Raw genomic sequence first — 26,845 nt, forward strand, 5'->3', positions numbered from 1 at the left:
CGGGCGTACGCCTCACGGCGACACTGATGTCTTCAACTTTAAGTTTAATTTTATCTGATTTCGGTATTTTTGTTTTTAACAAAATCCGAGGTAGTGCTCCAGCGCGCGGTCGCGCCGCGACTGGGCCTCCCGCAGGTAGCGCCCCGCGAGCCTCTTGCCGTGGTTTGCGTAGCGTGTCGAGAGGCGCTCGAGGCGCATGACACGCGCCGCCGCCTCCCGCTTCGCGGCGTCCTCAATCCAGTTGAAGTACATTAAATCTTCCAGGTGGTCCTGCAGGTCGTCTAAGTCCGCGTGGCGGTGCACGCCCTGCGCCTCCGCGTAGTGCCGGTGCGCCCGGTCGAGGCGCGCCTCACACTCGGCCAGGTGGAGGGCCGCCGCAGTGGCTTCGTCGGGCTCCAATAACGCCAAGGCGTCAGGTGCCGCACCGAGAATACGCTCCAGGTGCGTCATGATGTCTGCACGCGGCGGGCGGGACTGCGCGCCGTGGCGACGCTGCGCGCCCCTCCCCTCAGTCACCGTCCGCCTCCACGACTTCCGCGTCCGGGACCGCACTCCGCGCGCGGCGGTCCTGGATTTTGAAGAGGAGCTCAATGGCCTGCCGGCGCCTCCGCTCGGCCGAGGCCACTTCGCGCTGGTGGATTGCCATGAGCTCCCCCTGCTGGGCGTATCGTTGGGCGATGAGTGGCTGTCAGGCGGCCGTCTCCCTCGGGCGGCAAAGGGGGCTCGGCCGGCGGTATCCGCCCCTCCTCCTCGTCCAGCTTTTCCAGTGCACTGGGGTGCATGAGCGAGCGGCGGAGCAAGTCGCGCACCACCTCGGCGCCGCGGTTCACCTCCTCACCAAGGGGGTTTAGGTGCTGGGCAATCATCCGGAGCTGGCGGTCGATGTCGAGGTCGCAGCGCAGGATCAACTCCACCTGGCGCCGCTCCAGTGCGCCCACGGGGCGGAGGTCTTGAATGTATTCCGCCAGCAGGGCGTCATACGCCTCGGCGCTTTCATCGGCCAGGAGCATGCGGCTCGGGTTGGGGAGGCGGGAGAGTTTCGCGATGTCGTCGGGCATGTGCCACCTATGCGTTACCTAGAGTGGCCTCAGTATACCACACCACATTCGGTACCCAAATGGGTTAGCACACACAATATGTGTCAATAGTCCGTGAGGATAGTCAGCGCCGCCACAGGCGCACTCCCGGCCCTTCGCCGCCGGAGCCGATAAACTCCACGCCCGCCGCCTCGAGCGTCTCCCGGATCAGCTTAAGGTTTGCGGGTGTGGCCGATGATAGGCCGCCCTCTGATTCTATTCGCCTAATAGTGCGCGCACTTACCTCACATCGTTGGGCTAGTTGCTCAAAAGACCACTTTAAAGCGCTTCTTGCCATTCTAATTTGCTCACTTGTCAGTGTTGACATTTCGGCTTTATGTCCTATTTTCGTCCATATGTCTGCTTATATTCAATTGATCGATTCCGCACTCACAAAACTCGACGGCGCCTACGCGCAAAATACCATTCGCTCCTACCATAGCGACGCCAGCCAATTTGTCGACTGGTGTCTCGGCGCCGGCGTGACGCCATTCCCCCTGGAGGAAGCGACACTCATCCACTACCTCGAGTGCATTCAACATCACCACGCATTCACCACGCTGCGGCGGGGCACCAGCTCCATTAGGCGCGTCAATGGACTGCTCGGGCACCCAGACATCCCGCAGGCGGAGCCATACCGCCTCGCAATCCGGCGCATAAAGCGCGCCAAGCCCATCCGAACGCGTCAAGCCATGGCATCAATCGGGACCTCCTCCTGCGCGCCATAGCCGCGCAGCCCGAAGGCCTCGTGGGCATCCGCAACCGCGCCCTCCTCTCAATTGGGTATGACTTCCTCGCGCGGCGCTCGGAATTGACAGCCCTCAGAAATGAGGACGTGGAGTTTGACGCGCGCGGCGGGCTGCGCGGCGTCATCCGCCGCAGCAAGACCGACCCCTACGGACGCGGGCGCCTCCTCTTCGGCTCCGAGCGCAGCGCCAAGCTACTGCGGCGGTGGCTCCGGAGGAAACCCAAGGACATACCCTGGCTATTCTGCGCAGTGAACCACGACACCTGCCTCGACCGCAGCGTCTGCGGGCGGACTGTCAGCGAAATCGTGAAGCGCGCCGTCTTGCGTACGCTGGGCGCTCGGCCGCGGGAGGCGGAGATTTCGGGGCACTCGCTGCGCGTAGGCGCCGCGCAGGACCTCCTCGCGGATGGCCACGACATCGGCGCAATCATGCGCGCGGGTGGCTGGAGTAACATGTCCATCGCGATGCGCTACCTCAGCCTCGCGGAGCACAACATTTGGCAGTCCCGGTAAGTTTCGCCAATTCTCGAGCCAAGACTTAGGTTAGATTAATTTAGTTGGCGCGGCGCCTCTGCACTGGCCGGCGCTTGCATCCAATCCGGGAACGCCTGGAGCCCCCACCCCGCGGACGTGTAGAGCGTCTTGAAAATATCCAAGACCACGCGCAAGTTTTCCGCAGTCATTGGCATTTGGGCCTCAATATGCATGTCATCCGTAAACACGACGACGAGGCTCGACCCAGTCTTCGTGAAGTGAACCGTGCGGCACAGCCAAGGAACGAACTCGGGCTCGACATGAACCGGGGCCTCCGGGGACCCTCGGCGTGTACCTGCCTCGCTCGATCCTGCTGCATCTCCTGCACCAAATCACTGGGCATGCCCTCAGGCGACTGCCCCTCCAGGTGCTCGACCATGACGGGTATAATTCGATCCACGAGGCGGCGCGTCATAAATAACGACTGCTTGTTACATTCCTCGTCAACTGCGTCGAGCCGCAGTCGATCCTCCACGGGAATATACCGGCCCGTGAACGTCTTAATGTGAAACTTTAGGCGGGCGCTGGCTTCATCTGGCTGAGCCACTTCGGTCATCAATCACCTTCGGCCGCCGTCTCGGAGACTGGCTCTATTCCCGATTGTTCAATTTCGGCTTTCAATCCACTTACATACGCCGCGTGCGCAGTTTGATAGACTGCTATTTCGTTTCGCAGCTGCTGTAATTGTGTCTCCAGGAATTGAAGACTTCGCAGCTGCGCGTTCCCTGCCTCACTCAAGTCTTCTGAGTTATACTCTACGTCATCTATTTTTATTTTGGGCAATATTCAGTCCTCCTGAAGTAGTTGGCCAAGGTCAATACCCGTTTTGCCTTCCAAGATCTCTAAGTTTAGGTCTGAGATGTACCCGTTCTTTGCCCGAAGGAGCAAGGCATGTCTATTACTCAATGTGGATATGCGATCGTTGGTAAATTGAAGGTTTGCCACTAGGTCCCTGGCCGTCTCAGTTAAGTCTTTAATCCTATAGGAATTACCATCTAAATTTACATATTTTCTCATAGGTACGCAAAATCCTTACAATTCAACTGCAACCATAAAACAACAATCCATGAATTCATTGGGGGAGCCGCTTCGGCTCCCCCAAGAATTGATTATGAAGTCAGGATTTCAGCAAATCCTACTTGGTCATCCAGCGTGGCAAGCAGTGTCAACTCGCTCGCTTGAACGCCATCGGCAGATCCCGCAGTGTCATTGAATTCATAGACAGCAGTGCTGTTGTTATCAGTTAATACGATCCACGACGTCGCGTTATTGTCTGACCAGTTTGCACTCAAATTGATCACAAATGCTGCACCAACCGACTGGCCGGCGTCGGCCGCACCCGCGGTGCTGGTGGTCACATAGTATACCGTACCATTCGTAGTCGTAATGTCAGGCGTCCCCGATATCTGAACCTTGGTGGAACTGAAGGCTGAAACGTCAATTTTATCTGTGCCGCCCTCAAAGTTTGAGACAACGTCCTGGCCATTGGCCGTGTCACTCGCCGCAAATACATACGTATCCACCGCTCCATCACTCGCGCCTAAGTCCACAGTATCGTTTCCAGAACCGGTTGTAACACTGTCCGCACCCGCTCCCATGTTAATAACATAGTTTAGCGTCCCAGTTTCGACAGATTGCAAGTTAAGCGTCTCAGCAGCGCCAGTGCCACTCACCGTCACAGAGCTGGCACCCGCCAACATGGACCCCCCAGCGTCGCCGTTGTTTTCGACCTCTGTATCAATATTCGTCGGGGTATCGTCGATGGAATATGACCAGTTGTCGTTCCCATCCGGCTTCGTCAATCCATTGAGTGTCGTATACTCAGACACCTGAAGTGAACCAGCCGCATTATCCGTCACGGATATTGTCGTCGTACCAGTGATTGCGTTGGTGCCCGACGCCGCAATAATGGCTGACGCACTATCCTGAATTTCGTAGGACCAGGTATCGACCGTCGTTCGACCAATGAGAGTATTATACTGTGCAACAGTCAACTCATTTGCATCACCCGCCGCGACCTTCACATCATTGGACGCGTTCACTACGGCGTCTATCACTGACTGGCTTGCGTTAAGCAAGTTTGTCGATGTATCCGATAAATCGTATCCGTCAGTGAAAACACTACCCTTGGCTGCAATCTGCGTAACAGTCAGGTCGACTGTATTATTATCACTTGCGTCAATTGCAGTTGCATCAACCAAGAGAGTTCCAGTTGTGATGCCATTAGTGTCAATTTCAGCCTGAATTTTTGAAGACGTGTCAAGCACACTATACGACGCTGCATTGGCAAAGATAGTTGCATCTGCATTGGACAGTGCCGTGACCGTATCCTTCAGGATGTACGTGCCGGAGATATTTGACGTGCCAAGCGCTGTAGCCTGTGAAACTGTTAGCACCGCTGAATTACCAGATGTGCTCGTCAAGCTATCGACGTCGCTTAGATCTTTTTGTGTAAGATCCAGTGACGCACTTTCAACAAGAACTGCTAATTTAGCTCCCCCAAGTTTTGTCACTCCGCCAGCAATTTGATTAGCCTGGTCACCCGTAACAGTCAAAGTCGCCCCATTGCTAACTGTGACGGTGTTATCACCACCAAATAGAATACTGGATGTTACATCAGTAAAGTTGGCGTCAGCAGTTACCGCTCCGGAAATATCCAATGTACCATCACCCGTGATCGTCTTGCCGGTCGCTTGTGCAGCAGTCAACGTCAACGTCTTCGTATCAGCAACAGCCGCTGTGCCGCCATCCAAAGAAACCGTCGCAGCGATATCTGTCAGATCAGTATCCGCAGCAACATCACCTTCGATGGATACTGTACCATCACCTGTGATCGTCTTGCCGGTCGCTTGCGCAGCAGTCAACGTCAACGTCTTCGTATCAGCAACAGCCGCTGTGCCGCCATCCAAAGAAACCGTCGCAGTGATATCTGTCAGATCAGTATCCGCAGCAACATCACCTTCGATGGATACTGTACCATCACCCGTGATCGTCTTGCCGGTCGCTTGTGCAGCAGTCGACGTCAACGTCTTCGTATCAGCAACAGCCGCTGTGCCGCCATCCAAAGAAACCGTCGCAGTGATATCTGTCAGATCAGTATCCGCAGCAACATCACCTTTGATGGATACTGTACCATCACCCGTGATCGTCTTGCCGGTCGCTTGTGCAGCAGTCAACGTCAACGTCTTCGTATTAGCAACAGCCGCTGTGCCGCCATCCAAAGAAACCGTCGCAGTGATATCTGTCAGATCAGTATCCGCAGCAACATCACCTTCGATGGATACTGTACCATCACCCGTGATCGTCTTGCCGGTCGCTTGCGCAGCAGTCAACGTCAACGTCTTCGTATTAGCAACAGCCGCTGTGCCGCCATCCAAAGAAACCGTCGCAGTGATATCTGTCAGATCAGTATCTGCAGCAACATCACCTTTTATGGATACTGTACCATCACCCGTGATCGTCTTGCCGGTCGCTTGTGCAGCAGTCAACGTCAACGTCTTCGTATTAGCAACAGCCGCTGTGCCGCCATCCAAAGAAACCGTCGCAGTGATATCTGTCAGATCAGTATCCGCAGCAACATCACCTTCGATGGATACTGTACCATCACCCGTGATCGTCTTGCCGGTCGCTTGTGCAGCAGTCAACGTCAACGTCTTCGTATTAGCAACAGCCGCTGTGCCGCCATCCAAAGAAACCGTCGCAGCGATATCTGTCAGATCAGTATCTGCAGCAACATCACCTTTTATGGATACTGTACCATCACCCGTGATCGTCTTGCCGGTCGCTTGCGCAGCAGTCAACGTCAACGTCTTCGTATCAGCAACTGAGACGTTTGTTGCAAAACCAAGCGTCGCTGTGACACTGGATAGATCCGTATCCGCTGAGAACGCAATCGTATCAGCGCCTGTGGTCTCAATCTGTACTGTACCATCACCTGTGATCGTCTTGCCGGTCGCTTGCGCAGCAGTCAACGTCAACGTCTTCGTATTAGCAACAGCCGCTGTGCCGCCATCCAAAGAAACCGTCGCAGCGATATCTGTCAGATCAGTATCCGCAGCAACATCACCTTCGATGGATACTGTACCATCACCCGTGATCGTCTTGCCGGTCGCTTGCGCAGCAGTCAACGTCAACGTCTTCGTATCAGCAACAGCCGCTGTGCCGCCATCCAAAGAAACCGTCGCAGCGATATCTGTCAGATCAGTATCTGCAGCAACATCACCTTTTATGGATACTGTACCATCACCCGTGATCGTCTTGCCGGTCGCTTGCGCAGCAGTCAACGTCAACGTCTTCGTATCAGCAACTGAGACGTTTGTTGCAAAACCAAGCGTCGCTGTGACACTGGATAGATCCGTATCCGCTGAGAACGCAATCGTATCAGCGCCGGTGGTCTCAATCTGTACTGTACCATCACCTGTGATCGTCTTGCCGGTCGTTTGCGCAGCAGTCAACGTCAACGTCTTCGTATTAGCAACAGCCGCTGTGCCGCCATCCAAAGAAACCGTCGCAGCGATATCTGTCAGATCAGTATCCGCAGCAACATCACCTTTTATGGATACTGTACCATCACCCGTGATCGTCTTGCCGGTCGCTTGCGCAGCAGTCAACGTCAACGTCTTCGTATCAGCAACTGAGACGTTTGTTGCAAAACCAAGCGTCGCTGTGACACTGGATAGATCCGTATCCGCTGAGAACGCAATCGTATCAGCGCCGGTGGTCTCAATCTGTACTGTACCATCACCCGTGATCGTCTTGCCGGTCGCTTGCGCAGCAGTCAACGTCAACGTCTTCGTATTAGCAACAGCCGCTGTGCCGCCATCCAAAGAAACCGTCGCAGCGATATCTGTCAGATCAGTATCCGCAGCAACATCACCTTTTATGGATACTGTACCATCACCCGTGATCGTCTTGCCGGTCGCTTGCGCAGCAGTCAACGTCAACGTCTTCGTATCAGCAACTGAGACGTTTGTTGCAAAACCAAGCGTCGCTGTGACACTGGATAGATCCGTATCCGCTGAGAACGCAATCGTATCAACGCCTGTGGTCTCAATCTGTACTGTACCATCACCCGTGATCGTCTTGCCGGTCGCTTGTGCAGCAGTCAACGTCAACGTCTTCGTATCAGCAACAGCCGCTGTGCCGCCATCCAAAGAAACCGTCGCAGCGATATCTGTCAGATCAGTATCCGCAGCAACATCACCTTCGATGGATACTGTACCATCACCCGTGATCGTCTTGCCGGTCGCTTGTGCAGCAGTCAACGTCAACGTCTTCGTATCAGCAACAGCCGCTGTGCCGCCATCCAAAGAAACCGTCGCAGCGATATCTGTCAGATCAGTATCTGCAGCAACATCACCTTTTATGGATACTGTACCATCACCCGTGATCGTCTTGCCGGTCGCTTGCGCAGCAGTCAACGTCAACGTCTTCGTATTAGCAACTGAGACGTTTGTTGCAAAACCAAGCGTCGCTGTGACACTGGATAGATCCGTATCCGCTGAGAACGCAATCGTATCAGCGCCGGTGGTCTCAATCTGTACTGTACCATCACCCGTGATCGTCTTGCCGGTCGCTTGTGCAGCAGTCAACGTCAACGTCTTCGTATTAGCAACAGCCGCTGTGCCGCCATCCAAAGAAACCGTCGCAGCGATATCTGTCAGATCAGTATCTGCAGCAACATCACCTTTTATGGATACTGTACCATCACCCGTGATCGTCTTGCCGGTCGCTTGCGCAGCAGTCAACGTCAACGTCTTCGTATCAGCAACTGAGACGTTTGTTGCAAAACCAAGCGTCGCTGTGACACTGGATAGATCCGTATCCGCTGAGAACGCAATCGTATCAACGCCTGTGGTCTCAATCTGTACTGTACCATCACCCGTGATCGTCTTGCCGGTCGCTTGTGCAGCAGTCAACGTCAACGTCTTCGTATCAGCAACAGCCGCTGTGCCGCCATCCAAAGAAACCGTCGCAGCGATATCTGTCAGATCAGTATCCGCAGCAACATCACCTTCGATGGATACTGTACCATCACCCGTGATCGTCTTGCCGGTCGCTTGTGCAGCAGTCAACGTCAACGTCTTCGTATCAGCAACAGCCGCTGTGCCGCCATCCAAAGAAACCGTCGCAGCGATATCTGTCAGATCAGTATCTGCAGCAACATCACCTTTTATGGATACTGTACCATCACCCGTGATCGTCTTGCCGGTCGCTTGCGCAGCAGTCAACGTCAACGTCTTCGTATCAGCAACTGAGACGTTTGTTGCAAAACCAAGCGTCGCTGTGACACTGGATAGATCCGTATCCGCTGAGAACGCAATCGTATCAACGCCTGTGGTCTCAATCTGTACTGTACCATCACCCGTGATCGTCTTGCCGGTCGCTTGCGCAGCAGTCAACGTCAACGTCTTCGTATTAGCAACAGCCGCTGTGCCGCCATCCAAAGAAACCGTCGCAGCGATATCTGTCAGATCAGTATCTGCAGCAACATCACCTTCGATGGATACTGTACCATCACCCGTGATCGTCTTGCCGGTCGCTTGTGCAGCAGTCAACGTCAACGTCTTCGTATTAGCAACAGCCGCTGTGCCGCCATCCAAAGAAACCGTCGCAGTGATATCTGTCAGATCAGTATCCGCAGCAACATCACCTTCGATGGATACTGTACCATCACCCGTGATCGTCTTGCCGGTCGCTTGTGCAGCAGTCAACGTCAACGTCTTCGTATTAGCAACAGCCGCTGTGCCGCCATCCAAAGAAACCGTCGCAGCGATATCTGTCAGATCAGTATCTGCAGCAACATCACCTTCGATGGATACTGTACCATCACCCGTGATCGTCTTGCCGGTCGCTTGCGCAGCAGTCAACGTCAACGTCTTCGTATCAGCAACAGCCGCTGTGCCGCCATCCAAAGAAACCGTCGCAGCGATATCTGTCAGATCAGTATCTGCAGCAACATCACCTTTTATGGATACTGTACCATCACCCGTGATCGTCTTGCCGGTCGCTTGCGCAGCAGTCAACGTCAACGTCTTCGTATCAGCAACTGAGACGTTTGTTGCAAAACCAAGCGTCGCTGTGACACTGGATAGATCCGTATCCGCTGAGAACGCAATCGTATCAACGCCTGTGGTCTCAATCTGTACTGTACCATCACCCGTGATCGTCTTGCCGGTCGCTTGTGCAGCAGTCAACGTCAACGTCTTCGTATTAGCAACAGCCGCTGTGCCGCCATCCAAAGAAACCGTCGCAGCGATATCTGTCAGATCAGTATCTGCAGCAACATCACCTTCGATGGATACTGTACCATCACCCGTGATCGTCTTGCCGGTCGCTTGTGCAGCAGTCAACGTCAACGTCTTCGTATCAGCAACAGCCGCTGTGCCGCCATCCAAAGAAACCGTCGCAGCGATATCTGTCAGATCAGTATCTGCAGCAACATCACCTTTTATGGATACTGTACCATCACCCGTGATCGTCTTGCCGGTCGCTTGCGCAGCAGTCAACGTCAACGTCTTCGTATCAGCAACTGAGACGTTTGTTGCAAAACCAAGCGTCGCTGTGACACTGGATAGATCCGTATCCGCTGAGAACGCAATCGTATCAGCGCCTGTGGTCTCAATCTGTACTGTACCATCACCTGTGATCGTCTTGCCGGTCGCTTGCGCAGCAGTCAACGTCAACGTCTTCGTATTAGCAACAGCCGCTGTGCCGCCATCCAAAGAAACCGTCGCAGCGATATCTGTCAGATCAGTATCCGCAGCAACATCACCTTTTATGGATACTGTACCATCACCCGTGATCGTCTTGCCGGTCGCTTGCGCAGCAGTCAACGTCAACGTCTTCGTATCAGCAACTGAGACGTTTGTTGCAAAACCAAGCGTCGCTGTGACACTGGATAGATCCGTATCCGCTGAGAACGCAATCGTATCAGCGCCTGTGGTCTCAATCTGTACTGTACCATCACCCGTGATCGTCTTGCCGGTCGCTTGTGCAGCAGTCAACGTCAACGTCTTCGTATTAGCAACAGCCGCTGTGCCGCCATCCAAAGAAACCGTCGCAGCGATATCTGTCAGATCAGTATCCGCAGCAACATCACCTTCGATGGATACTGTACCATCACCCGTGATCGTCTTGCCGGTCGCTTGCGCAGCAGTCAACGTCAACGTCTTCGTATCAGCAACTGAGACGTTTGTTGCAAAACCAAGCGTCGCTGTGACACTGGATAGATCCGTATCCGCTGAGAACGCAATCGTATCAACGCCTGTGGTCTCAATCTGTACTGTACCATCACCCGTGATCGTCTTGCCGGTCGCTTGTGCAGCAGTCAACGTCAACGTCTTCGTATCAGCAACAGCCGCTGTGCCGCCATCCAAAGAAACCGTCGCAGTGATATCTGTCAGATCAGTATCCGCAGCAACATCACCTTCGATGGATACTGTACCATCACCCGTGATCGTCTTGCCGGTCGCTTGTGCAGCAGTCAACGTCAACGTCTTCGTATCAGCAACAGCCGCTGTGCCGCCATCCAAAGAAACCGTCGCAGTGATATCTGTCAGATCAGTATCCGCAGCAACATCACCTTCGATGGATACTGTACCATCACCCGTGATCGTCTTGCCGGTCGCTTGTGCAGCAGTCAACGTCAACGTCTTCGTATTAGCAACAGCCGCTGTGCCGCCATCCAAAGAAACCGTCGCAGCGATATCTGTCAGATCAGTATCTGCAGCAACATCACCTTCGATGGATACTGTACCATCACCCGTGATCGTCTTGCCGGTCGCTTGCGCAGCAGTCAACGTCAACGTCTTCGTATCAGCAACAGCCGCTGTGCCGCCATCCAAAGAAACCGTCGCAGCGATATCTGTCAGATCAGTATCTGCAGCAACATCACCTTTTATGGATACTGTACCATCACCCGTGATCGTCTTGCCGGTCGCTTGCGCAGCAGTCAACGTCAACGTCTTCGTATCAGCAACTGAGACGTTTGTTGCAAAACCAAGCGTCGCTGTGACACTGGATAGATCCGTATCCGCTGAGAACGCAATCGTATCAACGCCTGTGGTCTCAATCTGTACTGTACCATCACCCGTGATCGTCTTGCCGGTCGCTTGTGCAGCAGTCAACGTCAACGTCTTCGTATTAGCAACAGCCGCTGTGCCGCCATCCAAAGAAACCGTCGCAGCGATATCTGTCAGATCAGTATCTGCAGCAACATCACCTTTTATGGATACTGTACCATCACCCGTGATCGTCTTGCCGGTCGCTTGCGCAGCAGTCAACGTCAACGTCTTCGTATCAGCAACTGAGACGTTTGTTGCAAAACCAAGCGTCGCTGTGACACTGGATAGATCCGTATCCGCTGAGAACGCAATCGTATCAGCGCCGGTGGTCTCAATCTGTACTGTACCATCACCCGTGATCGTCTTGCCGGTCGCTTGTGCAGCAGTCAACGTCAACGTCTTCGTATCAGCAACAGCCGCTGTGCCGCCATCCAAAGAAACCGTCGCAGCGATATCTGTCAGATCAGTATCCGCAGCAACATCACCTTCGATGGATACTGTACCATCACCCGTGATCGTCTTGCCGGTCGCTTGTGCAGCAGTCAACGTCAACGTCTTCGTATCAGCAACAGCCGCTGTGCCGCCATCCAAAGAAACCGTCGCAGCGATATCTGTCAGATCAGTATCTGCAGCAACATCACCTTTTATGGATACTGTACCATCACCCGTGATCGTCTTGCCGGTCGCTTGCGCAGCAGTCAACGTCAACGTCTTCGTATTAGCAACTGAGACGTTTGTTGCAAAACCAAGCGTCGCTGTGACACTGGATAGATCCGTATCCGCTGAGAACGCAATCGTATCAGCGCCTGTGGTCTCAATCTGTACTGTACCATCACCCGTGATCGTCTTGCCGGTCGCTTGTGCAGCAGTCAACGTCAACGTCTTCGTATTAGCAACAGCCGCTGTGCCGCCATCCAAAGAAACCGTCGCAGCGATATCTGTCAGATCAGTATCCGCAGCAACATCACCTTTTATGGATACTGTACCATCACCCGTGATCGTCTTGCCGGTCGCTTGCGCAGCAGTCAACGTCAACGTCTTCGTATCAGCAACTGAGACGTTTGTTGCAAAACCAAGCGTCGCTGTGACACTAGATAGATCCGTATCCGCTGAGAACGCAATCGTATCAACGCCTGTGGTCTCAATCTGTACTGTACCATCACCCGTGATCGTCTTGCCGGTCGCTTGCGCAGCAGTCAACGTCAACGTCTTCGTATCAGCAACAGCCGCTGTGCCGCCATCCAAAGAAACCGTCGCAGCGATATCTGTCAGATCAGTATCCGCAGCAACATCACCTTCGATGGATACTGTACCATCACCTGTGATCGTCTTGCCGGTCGCTTGCGCATCAGTCAACGTCAACGTCTTCGTATCAGCAACAGCCGCTGTGCCGCCATCCAAAGAAACCGTCGCAGTGATATCTGTCAGATCAGTATCCGCAGCAACATCACCTTTTATGGATACTGTACCATCACCCGTGATCGTCTTGCCGGTCGCTTGCGCAGCAGTCAACGTCAACGTCTTCGTATCAGCAACTGAGACGTTTGTTGCAAAACCAAGCGTCGCTGTGACACTGGATAGATCCGTATCCGCTGAGAACGCAATCGTATCAACGCCTGTGGTCTCAATCTGTACTGTACCATCACCCGTGATCGTCTTGCCGGTCGCTTGCGCAGCAGTCAACGTCAACGTCTTCGTATTAGCAACAGCCGCTGTGCCGCCATCCAAAGAAACCGTCGCAGCGATATCTGTCAGATCAGTATCCGCAGCAACATCACCTTCGATGGATACTGTACCATCACCCGTGATCGTCTTGCCGGTCGCTTGTGCAGCAGTCAACGTCAACGTCTTCGTATTAGCAACAGCCGCTGTGCCGCCATCCAAAGAAACCGTCGCAGTGATATCTGTCAGATCAGTATCCGCAGCAACATCACCTTCGATGGATACTGTACCATCACCCGTGATCGTCTTGCCGGTCGCTTGTGCAGCAGTCAACGTCAACGTCTTCGTATTAGCAACAGCCGCTGTGCCGCCATCCAAAGAAACCGTCGCAGCGATATCTGTCAGATCAGTATCTGCAGCAACATCACCTTCGATGGATACTGTACCATCACCCGTGATCGTCTTGCCGGTCGCTTGCGCAGCAGTCAACGTCAACGTCTTCGTATCAGCAACAGCCGCTGTGCCGCCATCCAAAGAAACCGTCGCAGCGATATCTGTCAGATCAGTATCTGCAGCAACATCACCTTTTATGGATACTGTACCATCACCCGTGATCGTCTTGCCGGTCGCTTGCGCAGCAGTCAACGTCAACGTCTTCGTATCAGCAACTGAGACGTTTGTTGCAAAACCAAGCGTCGCTGTGACACTGGATAGATCCGTATCCGCTGAGAACGCAATCGTATCAACGCCTGTGGTCTCAATCTGTACTGTACCATCACCCGTGATCGTCTTGCCGGTCGCTTGTGCAGCAGTCAACGTCAACGTCTTCGTATTAGCAACAGCCGCTGTGCCGCCATCCAAAGAAACCGTCGCAGTGATATCTGTCAGATCAGTATCCGCAGCAACATCACCTTCGATGGATACTGTACCATCACCCGTGATCGTCTTGCCGGTCGCTTGCGCAGCAGTCAACGTCAACGTCTTCGTATCAGCAACAGCCGCTGTGCCGCCATCCAAAGAAACCGTCGCAGCGATATCTGTCAGATCAGTATCTGCAGCAACATCACCTTTTATGGATACTGTACCATCACCCGTGATCGTCTTGCCGGTCGCTTGCGCAGCAGTCAACGTCAACGTCTTCGTATCAGCAACTGAGACGTTTGTTGCAAAACCAAGCGTCGCTGTGACACTGGATAGATCCGTATCCGCTGAGAACGCAATCGTATCAACGCCTGTGGTCTCAATCTGTACTGTACCATCACCCGTGATCGTCTTGCCGGTCGCTTGTGCAGCAGTCAACGTCAACGTCTTCGTATCAGCAACAGCCGCTGTGCCGCCATCCAAAGAAACCGTCGCAGCGATATCTGTCAGATCAGTATCCGCAGCAACATCACCTTCGATGGATACTGTACCATCACCCGTGATCGTCTTGCCGGTCGCTTGCGCAGCAGTCAACGTCAACGTCTTCGTATTAGCAACAGCCGCTGTGCCGCCATCCAAAGAAACCGTCGCAGCGATATCTGTCAGATCAGTATCTGCAGCAACATCACCTTCGATGGATACTGTACCATCACCCGTGATCGTCTTGCCGGTCGCTTGCGCAGCAGTCAACGTCAACGTCTTCGTATTAGCAACAGCCGCTGTGCCGCCATCCAAAGAAACCGTCGCAGCGATATCTGTCAGATCAGTATCCGCAGCAACATCACCTTTTATGGATACTGTACCATCACCCGTGATCGTCTTGCCGGTCGCTTGTGCAGCAGTCAACGTCAACGTCTTCGTATCAGCAACTGAGACGTTTGTTGCAAAACCAAGCGTCGCTGTGACACTGGATAGATCCGTATCCGCTGAGAACGCAATCGTATCAGCGCCGGTGGTCTCAATCTGTACTGTACCATCACCTGTGATCGTCTTGCCGGTCGCTTGTGCAGCAGTCAACGTCAACGTCTTCGTATTAGCAACAGCCGCTGTGCCGCCATCCAAAGAAACCGTCGCAGTGATATCTGTCAGATCAGTATCCGCAGCAACATCACCTTTTATGGATACTGTACCATCACCCGTGATCGTCTTGCCGGTCGCTTGCGCAGCAGTCAACGTCAACGTCTTCGTATCAGCAACTGAGACGTTTGTTGCAAAACCAAGCGTCGCTGTGACACTGGATAGATCCGTATCCGCTGAGAACGCAATCGTATCAGCGCCTGTGGTCTCAATCTGTACTGTACCATCACCCGTGATCGTCTTGCCGGTTGCCTGCGCAGCGGTCAGTGTCAGCGTCTTAGAATCACCGACTGTCGGGGGCGTGAAATTAGTTAAAGCCGCCCCACTATTAACGTCTGTAATGTCCGTTGACGTGGAGGTCAGAGCGCTTATGTCGAGGTTTGTTCCCTGGGTTCCCTTCACAATAACAGTTCCAGTACCACCCACTGTAGCGCCATGAGCCTGTACAGCGCTCATAGTAAACGTGGCCGAGTTAGCCAATGTCACATTAATTGTAGACGAACCAACATCCAAGTCTGAGTCACTAATGTCCACCGACGTTCCATCAATTGTAACCCCATTGAGGTTGACTGCCAATGTCGCATCCGTCGCATTCGTGTCAACATTTGTGATCGTACCCAACTGGGTTAGGTTCACCGTTAAGGCAATCCCCGCTGCAACCTCCAGCTCGGCCACGTTTGAGAATGTTACACCCGTGCCCGAAATATCGAGCGCGTTATTGGCATCCGCATCGATGACGATCTTGGACGTCGTGTCGCCAGTGACGGTTCCAGTTAATGTGGCAAATTGATCACCAGTCATTGTGACCAGTGAGGTCGAATTTTCTAGCGTAAGGTTCTCGATCCCGGAGAACGTATTAATCCCAGACAAGTCAACTGTTCCCACGAGATGTAGTGTATCTCCAGTGCCCGCGCCACCCGCGAGTACGTCACTCGATGACAGGACGCGGCTACCTGAGGAACCACCATAAATCAGGAACGTATCGTTGCCAGCCCCACCATCTAGGTTCAGGACACCGCCCGTTGCGCCATCGGAAGAGGCGTCACGTTCCGGCAGATAAATAGTTTCGTTTGCACTTCTGCCAGCGAATGTGATGTTTGACGCATACGGTATATTGGTAAGTGAAATTTCTGCATCTTTGCCAGTCCCAAACACGCCGCTCACGCTCACAAGAGTGAGAGCGTCATTTGAGTCTGGCGCCAATGAAACAGCGTCTGCCGCGGACACGCTTAACTCGTGAATTGTTGTCGTGCCAGTGTTTTGCGCATCCATCAACGTACGCGCCTGCTGGATCGTTGCGGCAGTGGTATTCGTGGTGATATTACCCGCCGCATCCAAGCTTGTAACACCCTCTGCAACGAGGTCTGCAGGCGTATCAGCCAAATTGGCACGGGCCGTACTATTTGTAACAGTCTGATTAACGAATGAGACGGCGTCATTCCCAGCGGCGTCCTGAGTAGTTGCCGAACTATCACCAGTTGGATCGGTGTAGGATACCAAAACTGTTTGACCGAACTCTACCGCCGTTTCCAATGTCAATGTTACAGTGGAACCAGCGACTGCCACTGCATTCACCGCGTTTGCAACGCCGTCCGTGCTGACCGAAAAATCACCTGTAACTGGCACTTCACCAACAGAGTCGTCGAGTGCTTCACTATAAGTCAGCGTCAAAGTTGTGCCACTGACAGAGGCTGAATTCAACACTGGAACATCGTCTTCAACTAACGTGTAGTCAACCGTGGCCGTAGAGGTAGTATTGCCCATTGCATCCACTGCAACTGCCTTCAGCGCGTGAGTGCCATCAGTGCCAAGATCAATCGTAGTCGTCCAGGCTCCATCCACATTCACAACCGTCGTCGACAAAACTACGTCAGGATCAGCAGTCGTATCTACAATCGATACCGTCGCGCCGGCTTCCCCGGTCCCGCTAATCGCATGAACAGCGTCTTTGCTGCTAACAGCACCACCAGTAATAGCAACCGCAGGCGCTACAGTATCGACGTTCAAATTGAGCGTCGAGCTAGCGCGACCCGCATTGCCAACTGTATCCGTATAAGACGTCGAAACAGATATCGCGACCTCACTATCCGTTGTAGTCGCCGGAGTATAGGCAATCGTATACGTCGCAGTACCATCAGAATTCGTCGTCACTGAACTCAATTCACCAAGCGTGCCACTCTCTACAGAAATATCATCTTTAGTAAACGCTGTAACAGCCTCACTAAAAGTAATCGTCAGCGTGGAAGTCTCGCCAACCTTCAAACTGGACGCACTGCTCGTGATAGTGACAGTCGGATCAAGTGTATCAACCGCCTGAACACTATCCAACGCAGCCGCATTACCATTACTATTACCATCAACGGCAACACTGTCCTTAACGCTTACAAGAACATCGCCCTCATAATTGTCATTAGGCGTCACAACCAACGTGTATTCTGTCGTGCTATTAGCCTCAAACGTACCCTTCACACCATTCACAACCGTAACATCCGCAGCCGTAAACCCAGTCACAGCCTCATCAAATGTGAACGTATATGTAACGTCTCCGTTCGTCGTGCCAGACGCATTATCCGTAATCGTAACAGCTGGAACATCGTCTTCAACTAACGTGTAGTCAACCGTGGCCGTAGAGGTAGTATTGCCCATTGCATCCACTGCAACTGCCTTCAGCGCGTGAGTGCCATCAGTGCCAAGATCAATCGTAGTCGTCCAGGCTCCATCCACATTCACAACCGTCGTCGACAAAACTACGTCAGGATCAGCAGTCGTATCTACAATCGATACCGTCGCGCCGGCTTCCCCGGTCCCGCTAATCGCATGAACAGCGTCTTTGCTGCTAACAGCACCACCAGTAATAGCAACCGCAGGCGCTACAGTATCGACGTTCAAATTGAGCGTCGAGCTAGCGCGACCCGCATTGCCAACTGTATCCGTATAAGACGTCGAAACAGATATCGCGACCTCACTATCCGTTGTAGTCGCCGGAGTATAGGCAATCGTATACGTCGCAGTACCATCAGAATTCGTCGTCACTGAACTCAATTCACCAAGCGTGCCACTCTCTACAGAAATATCATCTTTAGTAAACGCTGTAACAGCCTCACTAAAAGTAATCGTCAGCGTGGAAGTCTCGCCAACCTTCAAACTGGACGCACTGCTCGTGATAGTGACAGTCGGATCAAGTGTATCAACCGCCTGAACACTATCCAACGCAGCCGCATTACCATTACTATTACCATCAACGGCAACACTGTCCTTAACGCTTACAAGAACATCGCCCTCATAATTGTCATTAGGCGTCACAACCAACGTGTATTCTGTCGTGCTATTAGCCTCAAACGTACCCTTCACACCATTCACAACCGTAACATCCGCAGCCGTAAACCCAGTCACAGCCTCATCAAATGTGAACGTATATGTAACGTCTCCGTTCGTCGTGCCAGACGCATTATCCGTAATCGTAACAGCTGGAACATCGTCTTCAACTAACGTGTAGTCAACCGTGGCCGTAGAGGTAGTATTGCCCATTGCATCCACTGCAACTGCCTTCAGCGCGTGAGTGCCATCAGTGCCAAGATCAATCGTAGTCGTCCAGGCTCCATCCACATTCACAACCGTCGTCGACAAAACTACGTCAGGATCAGCAGTCGTATCTACAATCGATACCGTCGCGCCGGCTTCCCCGGTCCCGCTAATCGCATGAACAGCGTCTTTGCTGCTAACAGCACCACCAGTAATAGCAACCGCAGGCGCTACAGTATCGACGTTCAAATTGAGCGTCGAGCTAGCGCGACCCGCATTGCCAACTGTATCCGTATAAGACGTCGAAACAGATATCGCGACCTCACTATCCGTTGTAGTCGCCGGAGTATAGGCAATCGTATACGTCGCAGTACCATCAGAATTCGTCGTCACTGAACTCAATTCACCAAGCGTGCCACTCTCTACAGAAATATCATCTTTAGTAAACGCTGTAACAGCCTCACTAAAAGTAATCGTCAGCGTGGAAGTCTCGCCAACCTTCAAACTGGACGCACTGCTCGTGATAGTGACAGTCGGATCAAGTGTATCAACCGCCTGAACACTATCCAACGCAGCCGCATTACCATTACTATTACCATCAACGGCAACACTGTCCTTAACGCTTACAAGAACATCGCCCTCATAATTGTCATTAGGCGTCACAACCAACGTGTATTCTGTCGTGCTATTAGCCTCAAACGTACCCTTCACACCATTCACAACCGTAACATCCGCAGCCGTAAACCCAGTCACAGCCTCATCAAATGTGAACGTATATGTAACGTCTCCGTTCGTCGTGCCAGACGCATTATCCGTAATCGTAACAGCTGGAACATCGTCTTCAACTAACGTGTAGTCAACCGTGGCCGTAGAGGTAGTATTGCCCATTGCATCCACTGCAACTGCCTTCAGCGCGTGAGTGCCATCAGTGCCAAGATCAATCGTAGTCGTCCAGGCTCCATCCACATTCACAACCGTCGTCGACAAAACTACGTCAGGATCAGCAGTCGTATCTACAATCGATACCGTCGCGCCGGCTTCCCCGGTCCCGCTAATCGCATGAACAGCGTCTTTGCTGCTAACAGCACCACCAGTAATAGCAACCGCAGGCGCTACAGTATCGACGTTCAAATTGAGCGTCGAGCTAGCGCGACCCGCATTGCCAACTGTATCCGTATAAGACGTCGAAACAGATATCGCGACCTCACTATCCGTTGTAGTCGCCGGAGTATAGGCAATCGTATACGTCGCAGTACCATCAGAATTCGTCGTCACTGAACTCAATTCACCAAGCGTGCCACTCTCTACAGAAATATCATCTTTAGTAAACGCTGTAACAGCCTCACTAAAAGTAATCGTCAGCGTGGAAGTCTCGCCAACCTTCAAACTGGACGCACTGCTCGTGATAGTGACAGTCGGATCAAGTGTATCAACCGCCTGAACACTATCCAACGCAGCCGCATTACCATTACTATTACCATCAACGGCAACACTGTCCTTAACGCTTACAAGAACATCGCCCTCATAATTGTCATTAGGCGTCACAACCAACGTGTATTCTGTCGTGCTATTAGCCTCAAACGTACCCTTCACACCATTCACAACCGTAACATCCGCAGCCGTAAACCCAGTCACAGCCTCATCAAATGTGAACGTATATGTAACGTCTCCGTTCGTCGTGCCAGACGCATTATCCGTAATCGTAACAGCTGGAACATCGTCTTCAACTAACGTGTAGTCAACCGTGGCCGTAGAGGTAGTATTGCCCATTGCATCCACTGCAACTGCCTTCAGCGCGTGAGTGCCATCAGTGCCAAGATCAATCGTAGTCGTCCAGGCTCCATCCACATTCACAACCGTCGTCGACAAAACTACGTCAGGATCAGCAGTCGTATCTACAATCGATACCGTCGCGCCGGCTTCCCCGGTCCCGCTAATCGCATGAACAGCGTCTTTGCTGCTAACAGCACCACCAGTAATAGCAACCGCAGGCGCTACAGTATCGACGTTCAAATTGAGCGTCGAGCTAGCGCGACCCGCATTGCCAACTGTATCCGTATAAGACGTCGAAACAGATATCGCGACCTCACTATCCGTTGTAGTCGCCGGAGTATAGGCAATCGTATACGTCGCAGTACCATCAGAATTCGTCGTCACTGAACTCAATTCACCAAGCGTGCCACTCTCTACAGAAATATCATCTTTAGTAAACGCTGTAACAGCCTCACTAAAAGTAATCGTCAGCGTGGAAGTCTCGCCAACCTTCAAACTGGACGCACTGCTCGTGATAGTGACAGTCGGATCAAGTGTATCAACCGCCTGAACACTATCCAACGCAGCCGCATTACCATTACTATTACCATCAACGGCAACACTGTCCTTAACGCTTACAAGAACATCGCCCTCATAATTGTCATTAGGCGTCACAACCAACGTGTATTCTGTCGTGCTATTAGCCTCAAACGTACCCTTCACACCATTCACAACCGTAACATCCGCAGCCGTAAACCCAGTCACAGCCTCATCAAATGTGAACGTATATGTAACGTCTCCGTTCGTCGTGCCAGACGCATTATCCGTAATCGTAACAGCTGGAACATCGTCTTCAACTAACGTGTAGTCAACCGTGGCCGTAGAGGTAGTATTGCCCATTGCATCCACTGCAACTGCCTTCAGCGCGTGAGTGCCATCAGTGCCAAGATCAATCGTAGTCGTCCAGGCTCCATCCACATTCACAACCGTCGTCGACAAAACTACGTCAGGATCAGCAGTCGTATCTACAATCGATACCGTCGCGCCGGCTTCCCCGGTCCCGCTAATCGCATGAACAGCGTCTTTGCTGCTAACAGCACCACCAGTAATAGCAACCGCAGGCGCTACAGTATCGACGTTCAAATTGAGCGTCGAGCTAGCGCGACCCGCATTGCCAACTGTATCCGTATAAGACGTCGAAACAGATATCGCGACCTCACTATCCGTTGTAGTCGCCGGAGTATAGGCAATCGTATACGTCGCAGTACCATCAGAATTCGTCGTCACTGAACTCAATTCACCAAGCGTGCCACTCTCTACAGAAATATCATCTTTAGTAAACGCTGTAACAGCCTCACTAAAAGTAATCGTCAGCGTGGAAGTCTCGCCAACCTTCAAACTGGACGCACTGCTCGTGATAGTGACAGTCGGATCAAGTGTATCAACCGCCTGAACACTATCCAACGCAGCCGCATTACCATTACTATTACCATCAACGGCAACACTGTCCTTAACGCTTACAAGAACATCGCCCTCATAATTGTCATTAGGCGTCACAACCAACGTGTATTCTGTCGTGCTATTAGCCTCAAACGTACCCTTCACACCATTCACAACCGTAACATCCGCAGCCGTAAACCCAGTCACAGCCTCATCAAATGTGAACGTATATGTAACGTCTCCGTTCGTCGTGCCAGACGCATTATCCGTAATCGTAACAGCTGGAACATCGTCTTCAACTAACGTGTAGTCAACCGTGGCCGTAGAGGTAGTATTGCCCATTGCATCCACTGCAACTGCCTTCAGCGCGTGAGTGCCATCAGTGCCAAGATCAATCGTAGTCGTCCAGGCTCCATCCACATTCACAACCGTCGTCGACAAAACTACGTCAGGATCAGCAGTCGTATCTACAATCGATACCGTCGCGCCGGCTTCCCCGGTCCCGCTAATCGCATGAACAGCGTCTTTGCTGCTAACAGCACCACCAGTAATAGCAACCGCAGGCGCTACAGTATCGACGTTCAAATTGAGCGTCGAGCTAGCGCGACCCGCATTGCCAACTGTATCCGTATAAGACGTCGAAACAGATATCGCGACCTCACTATCCGTTGTAGTCGCCGGAGTATAGGCAATCGTATACGTCGCAGTACCATCAGAATTCGTCGTCACTGAACTCAATTCACCAAGCGTGCCACTCTCTACAGAAATATCATCTTTAGTAAACGCTGTAACAGCCTCACTAAAAGTAATCGTCAGCGTGGAAGTCTCGCCAACCTTCAAACTGGACGCACTGCTCGTGATAGTGACAGTCGGATCAAGTGTATCAACCGCCTGAACACTATCCAACGCAGCCGCATTACCATTACTATTACCATCAACGGCAACACTGTCCTTAACGCTTACAAGAACATCGCCCTCATAATTGTCATTAGGCGTCACAACCAACGTGTATTCTGTCGTGCTATTAGCCTCAAACGTACCCTTCACACCATTCACAACCGTAACATCCGCAGCCGTAAACCCAGTCACAGCCTCATCAAATGTGAACGTATATGTAACGTCTCCGTTCGTCGTGCCAGACGCATTATCCGTAATCGTAACAGCTGGAACATCGTCTTCAACTAACGTGTAGTCAACCGTGGCCGTAGAGGTAGTATTGCCCATTGCATCCACTGCAACTGCCTTCAGCGCGTGAGTGCCATCAGTGCCAAGATCAATCGTAGTCGTCCAGGCTCCATCCACATTCACAACCGTCGTCGACAAAACTACGTCAGGATCAGCAGTCGTATCTACAATCGATACCGTCGCGCCGGCTTCCCCGGTCCCGCTAATCGCATGAACAGCGTCTTTGCTGCTAACAGCACCACCAGTAATAGCAACCGCAGGCGCTACAGTATCGACGTTCAAATTGAGCGTCGAGCTAGCGCGACCCGCATTGCCAACTGTATCCGTATAAGACGTCGAAACAGATATCGCGACCTCACTATCCGTTGTAGTCGCCGGAGTATAGGCAATCGTATACGTCGCAGTACCATCAGAATTCGTCGTCACTGAACTCAATTCACCAAGCGTGCCACTCTCTACAGAAATATCATCTTTAGTAAACGCTGTAACAGCCTCACTAAAAGTAATCGTCAGCGTGGAAGTCTCGCCAACCTTCAAACTGGACGCACTGCTCGTGATAGTGACAGTCGGATCAAGTGTATCAACCGCCTGAACACTATCCAACGCAGCCGCATTACCATTACTATTACCATCAACGGCAACACTGTCCTTAACGCTTACAAGAACATCGCCCTCATAATTGTCATTAGGCGTCACAACCAACGTGTATTCTGTCGTGCTATTAGCCTCAAACGTACCCTTCACACCATTCACAACCGTAACATCCGCAGCCGTAAACCCAGTCACAGCCTCATCAAATGTGAACGTATATGTAACGTCTCCGTTCGTCGTGCCAGACGCATTATCCGTAATCGTAACAGCTGGAACATCGTCTTCAACTAACGTGTAGTCAACCGTGGCCGTAGAGGTAGTATTGCCCATTGCATCCACTGCAACTGCCTTCAGCGCGTGAGTGCCATCAGTGCCAAGATCAATCGTAGTCGTCCAGGCTCCATCCACATTCACAACCGTCGTCGACAAAACTACGTCAGGATCAGCAGTCGTATCTACAATCGATACCGTCGCGCCGGCTTCCCCGGTCCCGCTAATCGCATGAACAGCGTCTTTGCTGCTAACAGCACCACCAGTAATAGCAACCGCAGGCGCTACAGTATCGACGTTCAAATTGAGCGTCGAGCTAGCGCGACCCGCATTGCCAACTGTATCCGTATAAGACGTCGAAACAGATATCGCGACCTCACTATCCGTTGTAGTCGCCGGAGTATAGGCAATCGTATACGTCGCAGTACCATCAGAATTCGTCGTCACTGAACTCAATTCACCAAGCGTGCCACTCTCTACAGAAATATCATCTTTAGTAAACGCTGTAACAGCCTCACTAAAAGTAATCGTCAGCGTGGAAGTCTCGCCAACCTTCAAACTGGACGCACTGCTCGTGATAGTGACAGTCGGATCAAGTGTATCAACCGCCTGAACACTATCCAACGCAGCCGCATTACCATTACTATTACCATCAACGGCAACACTGTCCTTAACGCTTACAAGAACATCGCCCTCATAATTGTCATTAGGCGTCACAACCAACGTGTATTCTGTCGTGCTATTAGCCTCAAACGTACCCTTCACACCATTCACAACCGTAACATCCGCAGCCGTAAACCCAGTCACAGCCTCATCAAATGTGAACGTATATGTAACGTCTCCGTTCGTCGTGCCAGACGCATTATCCGTAATCGTAACTTCAGTCAAATTATCTCGTTGAGCTGCTATAATGTCAGCTACTTGACCCGATATAACCGCCAACTGATCTTGAATGGCATTTAGCTCCACGGCAACCGTCGATGCATTATCTGTATTGTCCGTAACTACGCCAATTAAAGTACTAAGGTCTGCGATATCAGATAAATTTGATGCGATATCCGTATCATTGGAAGAAATTTGCGTCTCCAACGCACTCGCCATTATCGCAAGCTCAGGGATGCCTGGATAAATGGTCAATCCAGATGGAACAGAACCAAACTCTGATCCGGTCACATTGCTCAAAAGAGTTGTTCCAGCAGAATTTTTAACGGTAATAGACGTCCCGATCATCACAAAGTCGGAATCCAATCCGCTGCCAGTCAAGTCGCTTAGCGCTTCCGAAGAGTCCAACGTTATGGTTAAAGCGCCCAGACCAGATGCACTGACAAGGCTTTCCAACGAGTGAAACTGATCTAGCGACATGCTAACGCCTGAGTTAACAGTAAGCTGCAAGCCATCTTTTATTGTGATGCTTCGAACATCTAAGGTGCCCTTGGCGACTTCAATTTCGCTGAACTGACTTACGTCAGACCCAAGTGTCAAATTCACCAGATCTTCTTCGCCGTCAAAATCGAAAACCAAACGATCATTTGAAGCTACCGTAAGACCAGAGGTATCAAGAATTAAATCTCGGCTGTCGACAGTTCCAACGGTTTCATCAGCCACTTTTATCACGATGCTATCGGCACCTTCGCCCATAGAGCCACGCAAATCGATCTTGGTTGCATCTGGCGCATTAATGATGAACTCGTCCGCTCCTGACGTTGCCTCTGCAGAAACAACAACCGTAAGCTCGACCGCACCAGAAATGGTTTTATCGGCTACGCTGTCGATCGTCACAACCGATGCATCACTGCCCGTTCCATCTTTACCAGAAACTCCGCCGCGGGTGAAAGTTGCTCCACCTTCAGAGTTCAGTGTCATGACGACTGTACCGGTAGCATCCCCACCAAACACAATTACGTTATTGGTCTCAGTTACGGTAAACGTTGCGGATTGCGCGTTTGAAACATCATCAACTGACGTTGCAGCAGCAATGACCGCGGCCTGGCTTGCGGCGGACGAGGCAACGGAATCCGAATCCAGAGAAGCTGTTGCAGTTGGATTGTCAGCTATTGCTGTATCGATAACAGCCTTTACCACATCAACGTCCGTTAAATCGACCGCACCCGAAGAGTTTTGAACCGTTTTTGCCAAAGCTGCGGAAACGGCAAAACCTGCTTCGCCACCACCCGACTCGGAAATCAAAGCCGCAACTTGTACACCGGCCTTATAGACTTCAACATTATCTGAGGCGATTGGATCTAACGTCGTTAGTTCAACATCTCCTGTAATGCCCAAAGCCGTTTTGACAGCGGCTTCAGCGGCCTCGGCGGTTGCACCGGTCTCGACGATTTGCTGCACAAGTGTGGTTAACGGCGTGACAACGGTGGAGCCGGCTGGCGCTTTGAGGATGCCTGTAAACGCCTCATTTGGGTTGTCCAGATCGATTGCGGTACGACCCTCTGGATCTTGACTTGGATCCATTACAATCGACGCAGTCGAACTACCGCCTAGCGAATATTTACCAGCTGAATCCGTGTATGCGGTGGCCTCCCCATCGGCAGCGTCATAAACACCGTCTCCATCTTCATCTCGGAAGACAAACGCGTTCGTTACATAGCCGTCAATTACATACCCTTCAGAAACCTCACCAGGGTTGCTAGATGTACCACCCCCCCCACAGGCCGCTAGGGGCAAGAGCAAAACGCTAAACGCCCCACCCTTCTTTGAAGCGTGTCGCGCGCGCTCCGACCATTCAGCTAAAAACTTCCTCCGCGCCGAGACATCGGCGGGAAGTTTTATCTTCCTGATACTTTTACTTGACTGGCCATTGAGTGCGCGAAATGATCCAGGTTCGACTTCCGCAAACATCCCCTCAGACAAAACTCCACCACGAACGATTGGCTGAACACCAATTTGAGATTTTTCCAAATTAAGTACATCTGTAACATTTTCGTCACTATTTATCTGAACTTGATACAAATTTTTTACCTCAAATGATGAATCTTTCATCTTCTTTT

7 protein-coding genes are annotated in these 26,845 nt (G+C 52.1%); 1 reads left to right on the forward strand and 6 read right to left on the reverse strand.

The features are described from left to right. Window positions 1-75: 75 nt before the first annotated feature. The 3 genes from UM181_05005 to UM181_05015 form a co-directional block, all read right to left on the reverse strand. Complete coding sequence (locus tag UM181_05005) at window positions 76-450, reverse strand: hypothetical protein (GenBank protein ID WQC63965.1); 375 nt, start codon at window positions 448-450, stop codon at window positions 76-78. 137 nt (window positions 451-587) lie between these two features. After that, window positions 588-1,058, reverse strand: coding sequence for a hypothetical protein (locus UM181_05010; GenBank protein WQC63966.1), 471 nt, complete (start codon window positions 1,056-1,058; stop codon window positions 588-590). A 103-nt stretch (window positions 1,059-1,161) separates the two neighbouring features. After that, window positions 1,162-1,404 carry a helix-turn-helix transcriptional regulator gene (locus UM181_05015; protein ID WQC63967.1) on the reverse strand — a complete coding sequence of 81 codons (243 nt, stop codon included), beginning with the start codon at window positions 1,402-1,404 and terminating at the stop codon, window positions 1,162-1,164. Window positions 1,405-1,824: 420 nt separating this feature from the next. Between UM181_05015 and UM181_05020 the strand changes: the two genes are divergently transcribed. Continuing rightward, window positions 1,825-2,337: a tyrosine-type recombinase/integrase gene (locus tag UM181_05020; GenBank protein ID WQC63968.1), complete on the forward strand. Its 513-nt coding sequence runs from the start codon at window positions 1,825-1,827 to the stop codon at window positions 2,335-2,337. 35 nt (window positions 2,338-2,372) lie between these two features. On the opposite strand, the gene UM181_05025 is transcribed toward UM181_05020, so the two are convergent. The 3 genes from UM181_05025 to UM181_05035 form a co-directional block, all read right to left on the reverse strand. After that, window positions 2,373-2,546, reverse strand: a complete 174-nt coding sequence (locus tag UM181_05025) for a hypothetical protein (protein ID WQC63969.1) — start codon at window positions 2,544-2,546, stop codon at window positions 2,373-2,375. Window positions 2,547-2,913: 367 nt separating this feature from the next. Further along, on the reverse strand, window positions 2,914-3,141 hold the full coding sequence (locus UM181_05030) for a DUF6447 family protein (GenBank protein WQC63970.1): 228 nt from the start codon (window positions 3,139-3,141) through the stop codon (window positions 2,914-2,916). A gap of 326 nt (window positions 3,142-3,467) precedes the next feature. Next, on the reverse strand, window positions 3,468-26,837 hold the full coding sequence (locus tag UM181_05035; protein ID WQC63971.1) for an Ig-like domain-containing protein: 23,370 nt from the start codon (window positions 26,835-26,837) through the stop codon (window positions 3,468-3,470). Window positions 26,838-26,845: the final 8 nt, after the last annotated feature.

It is taken from the genome of Alphaproteobacteria bacterium US3C007 (assembly GCA_034423775.1).
GTDB lineage: Bacteria > Pseudomonadota > Alphaproteobacteria > Rhodobacterales > Rhodobacteraceae > Thalassovivens > Thalassovivens spotae.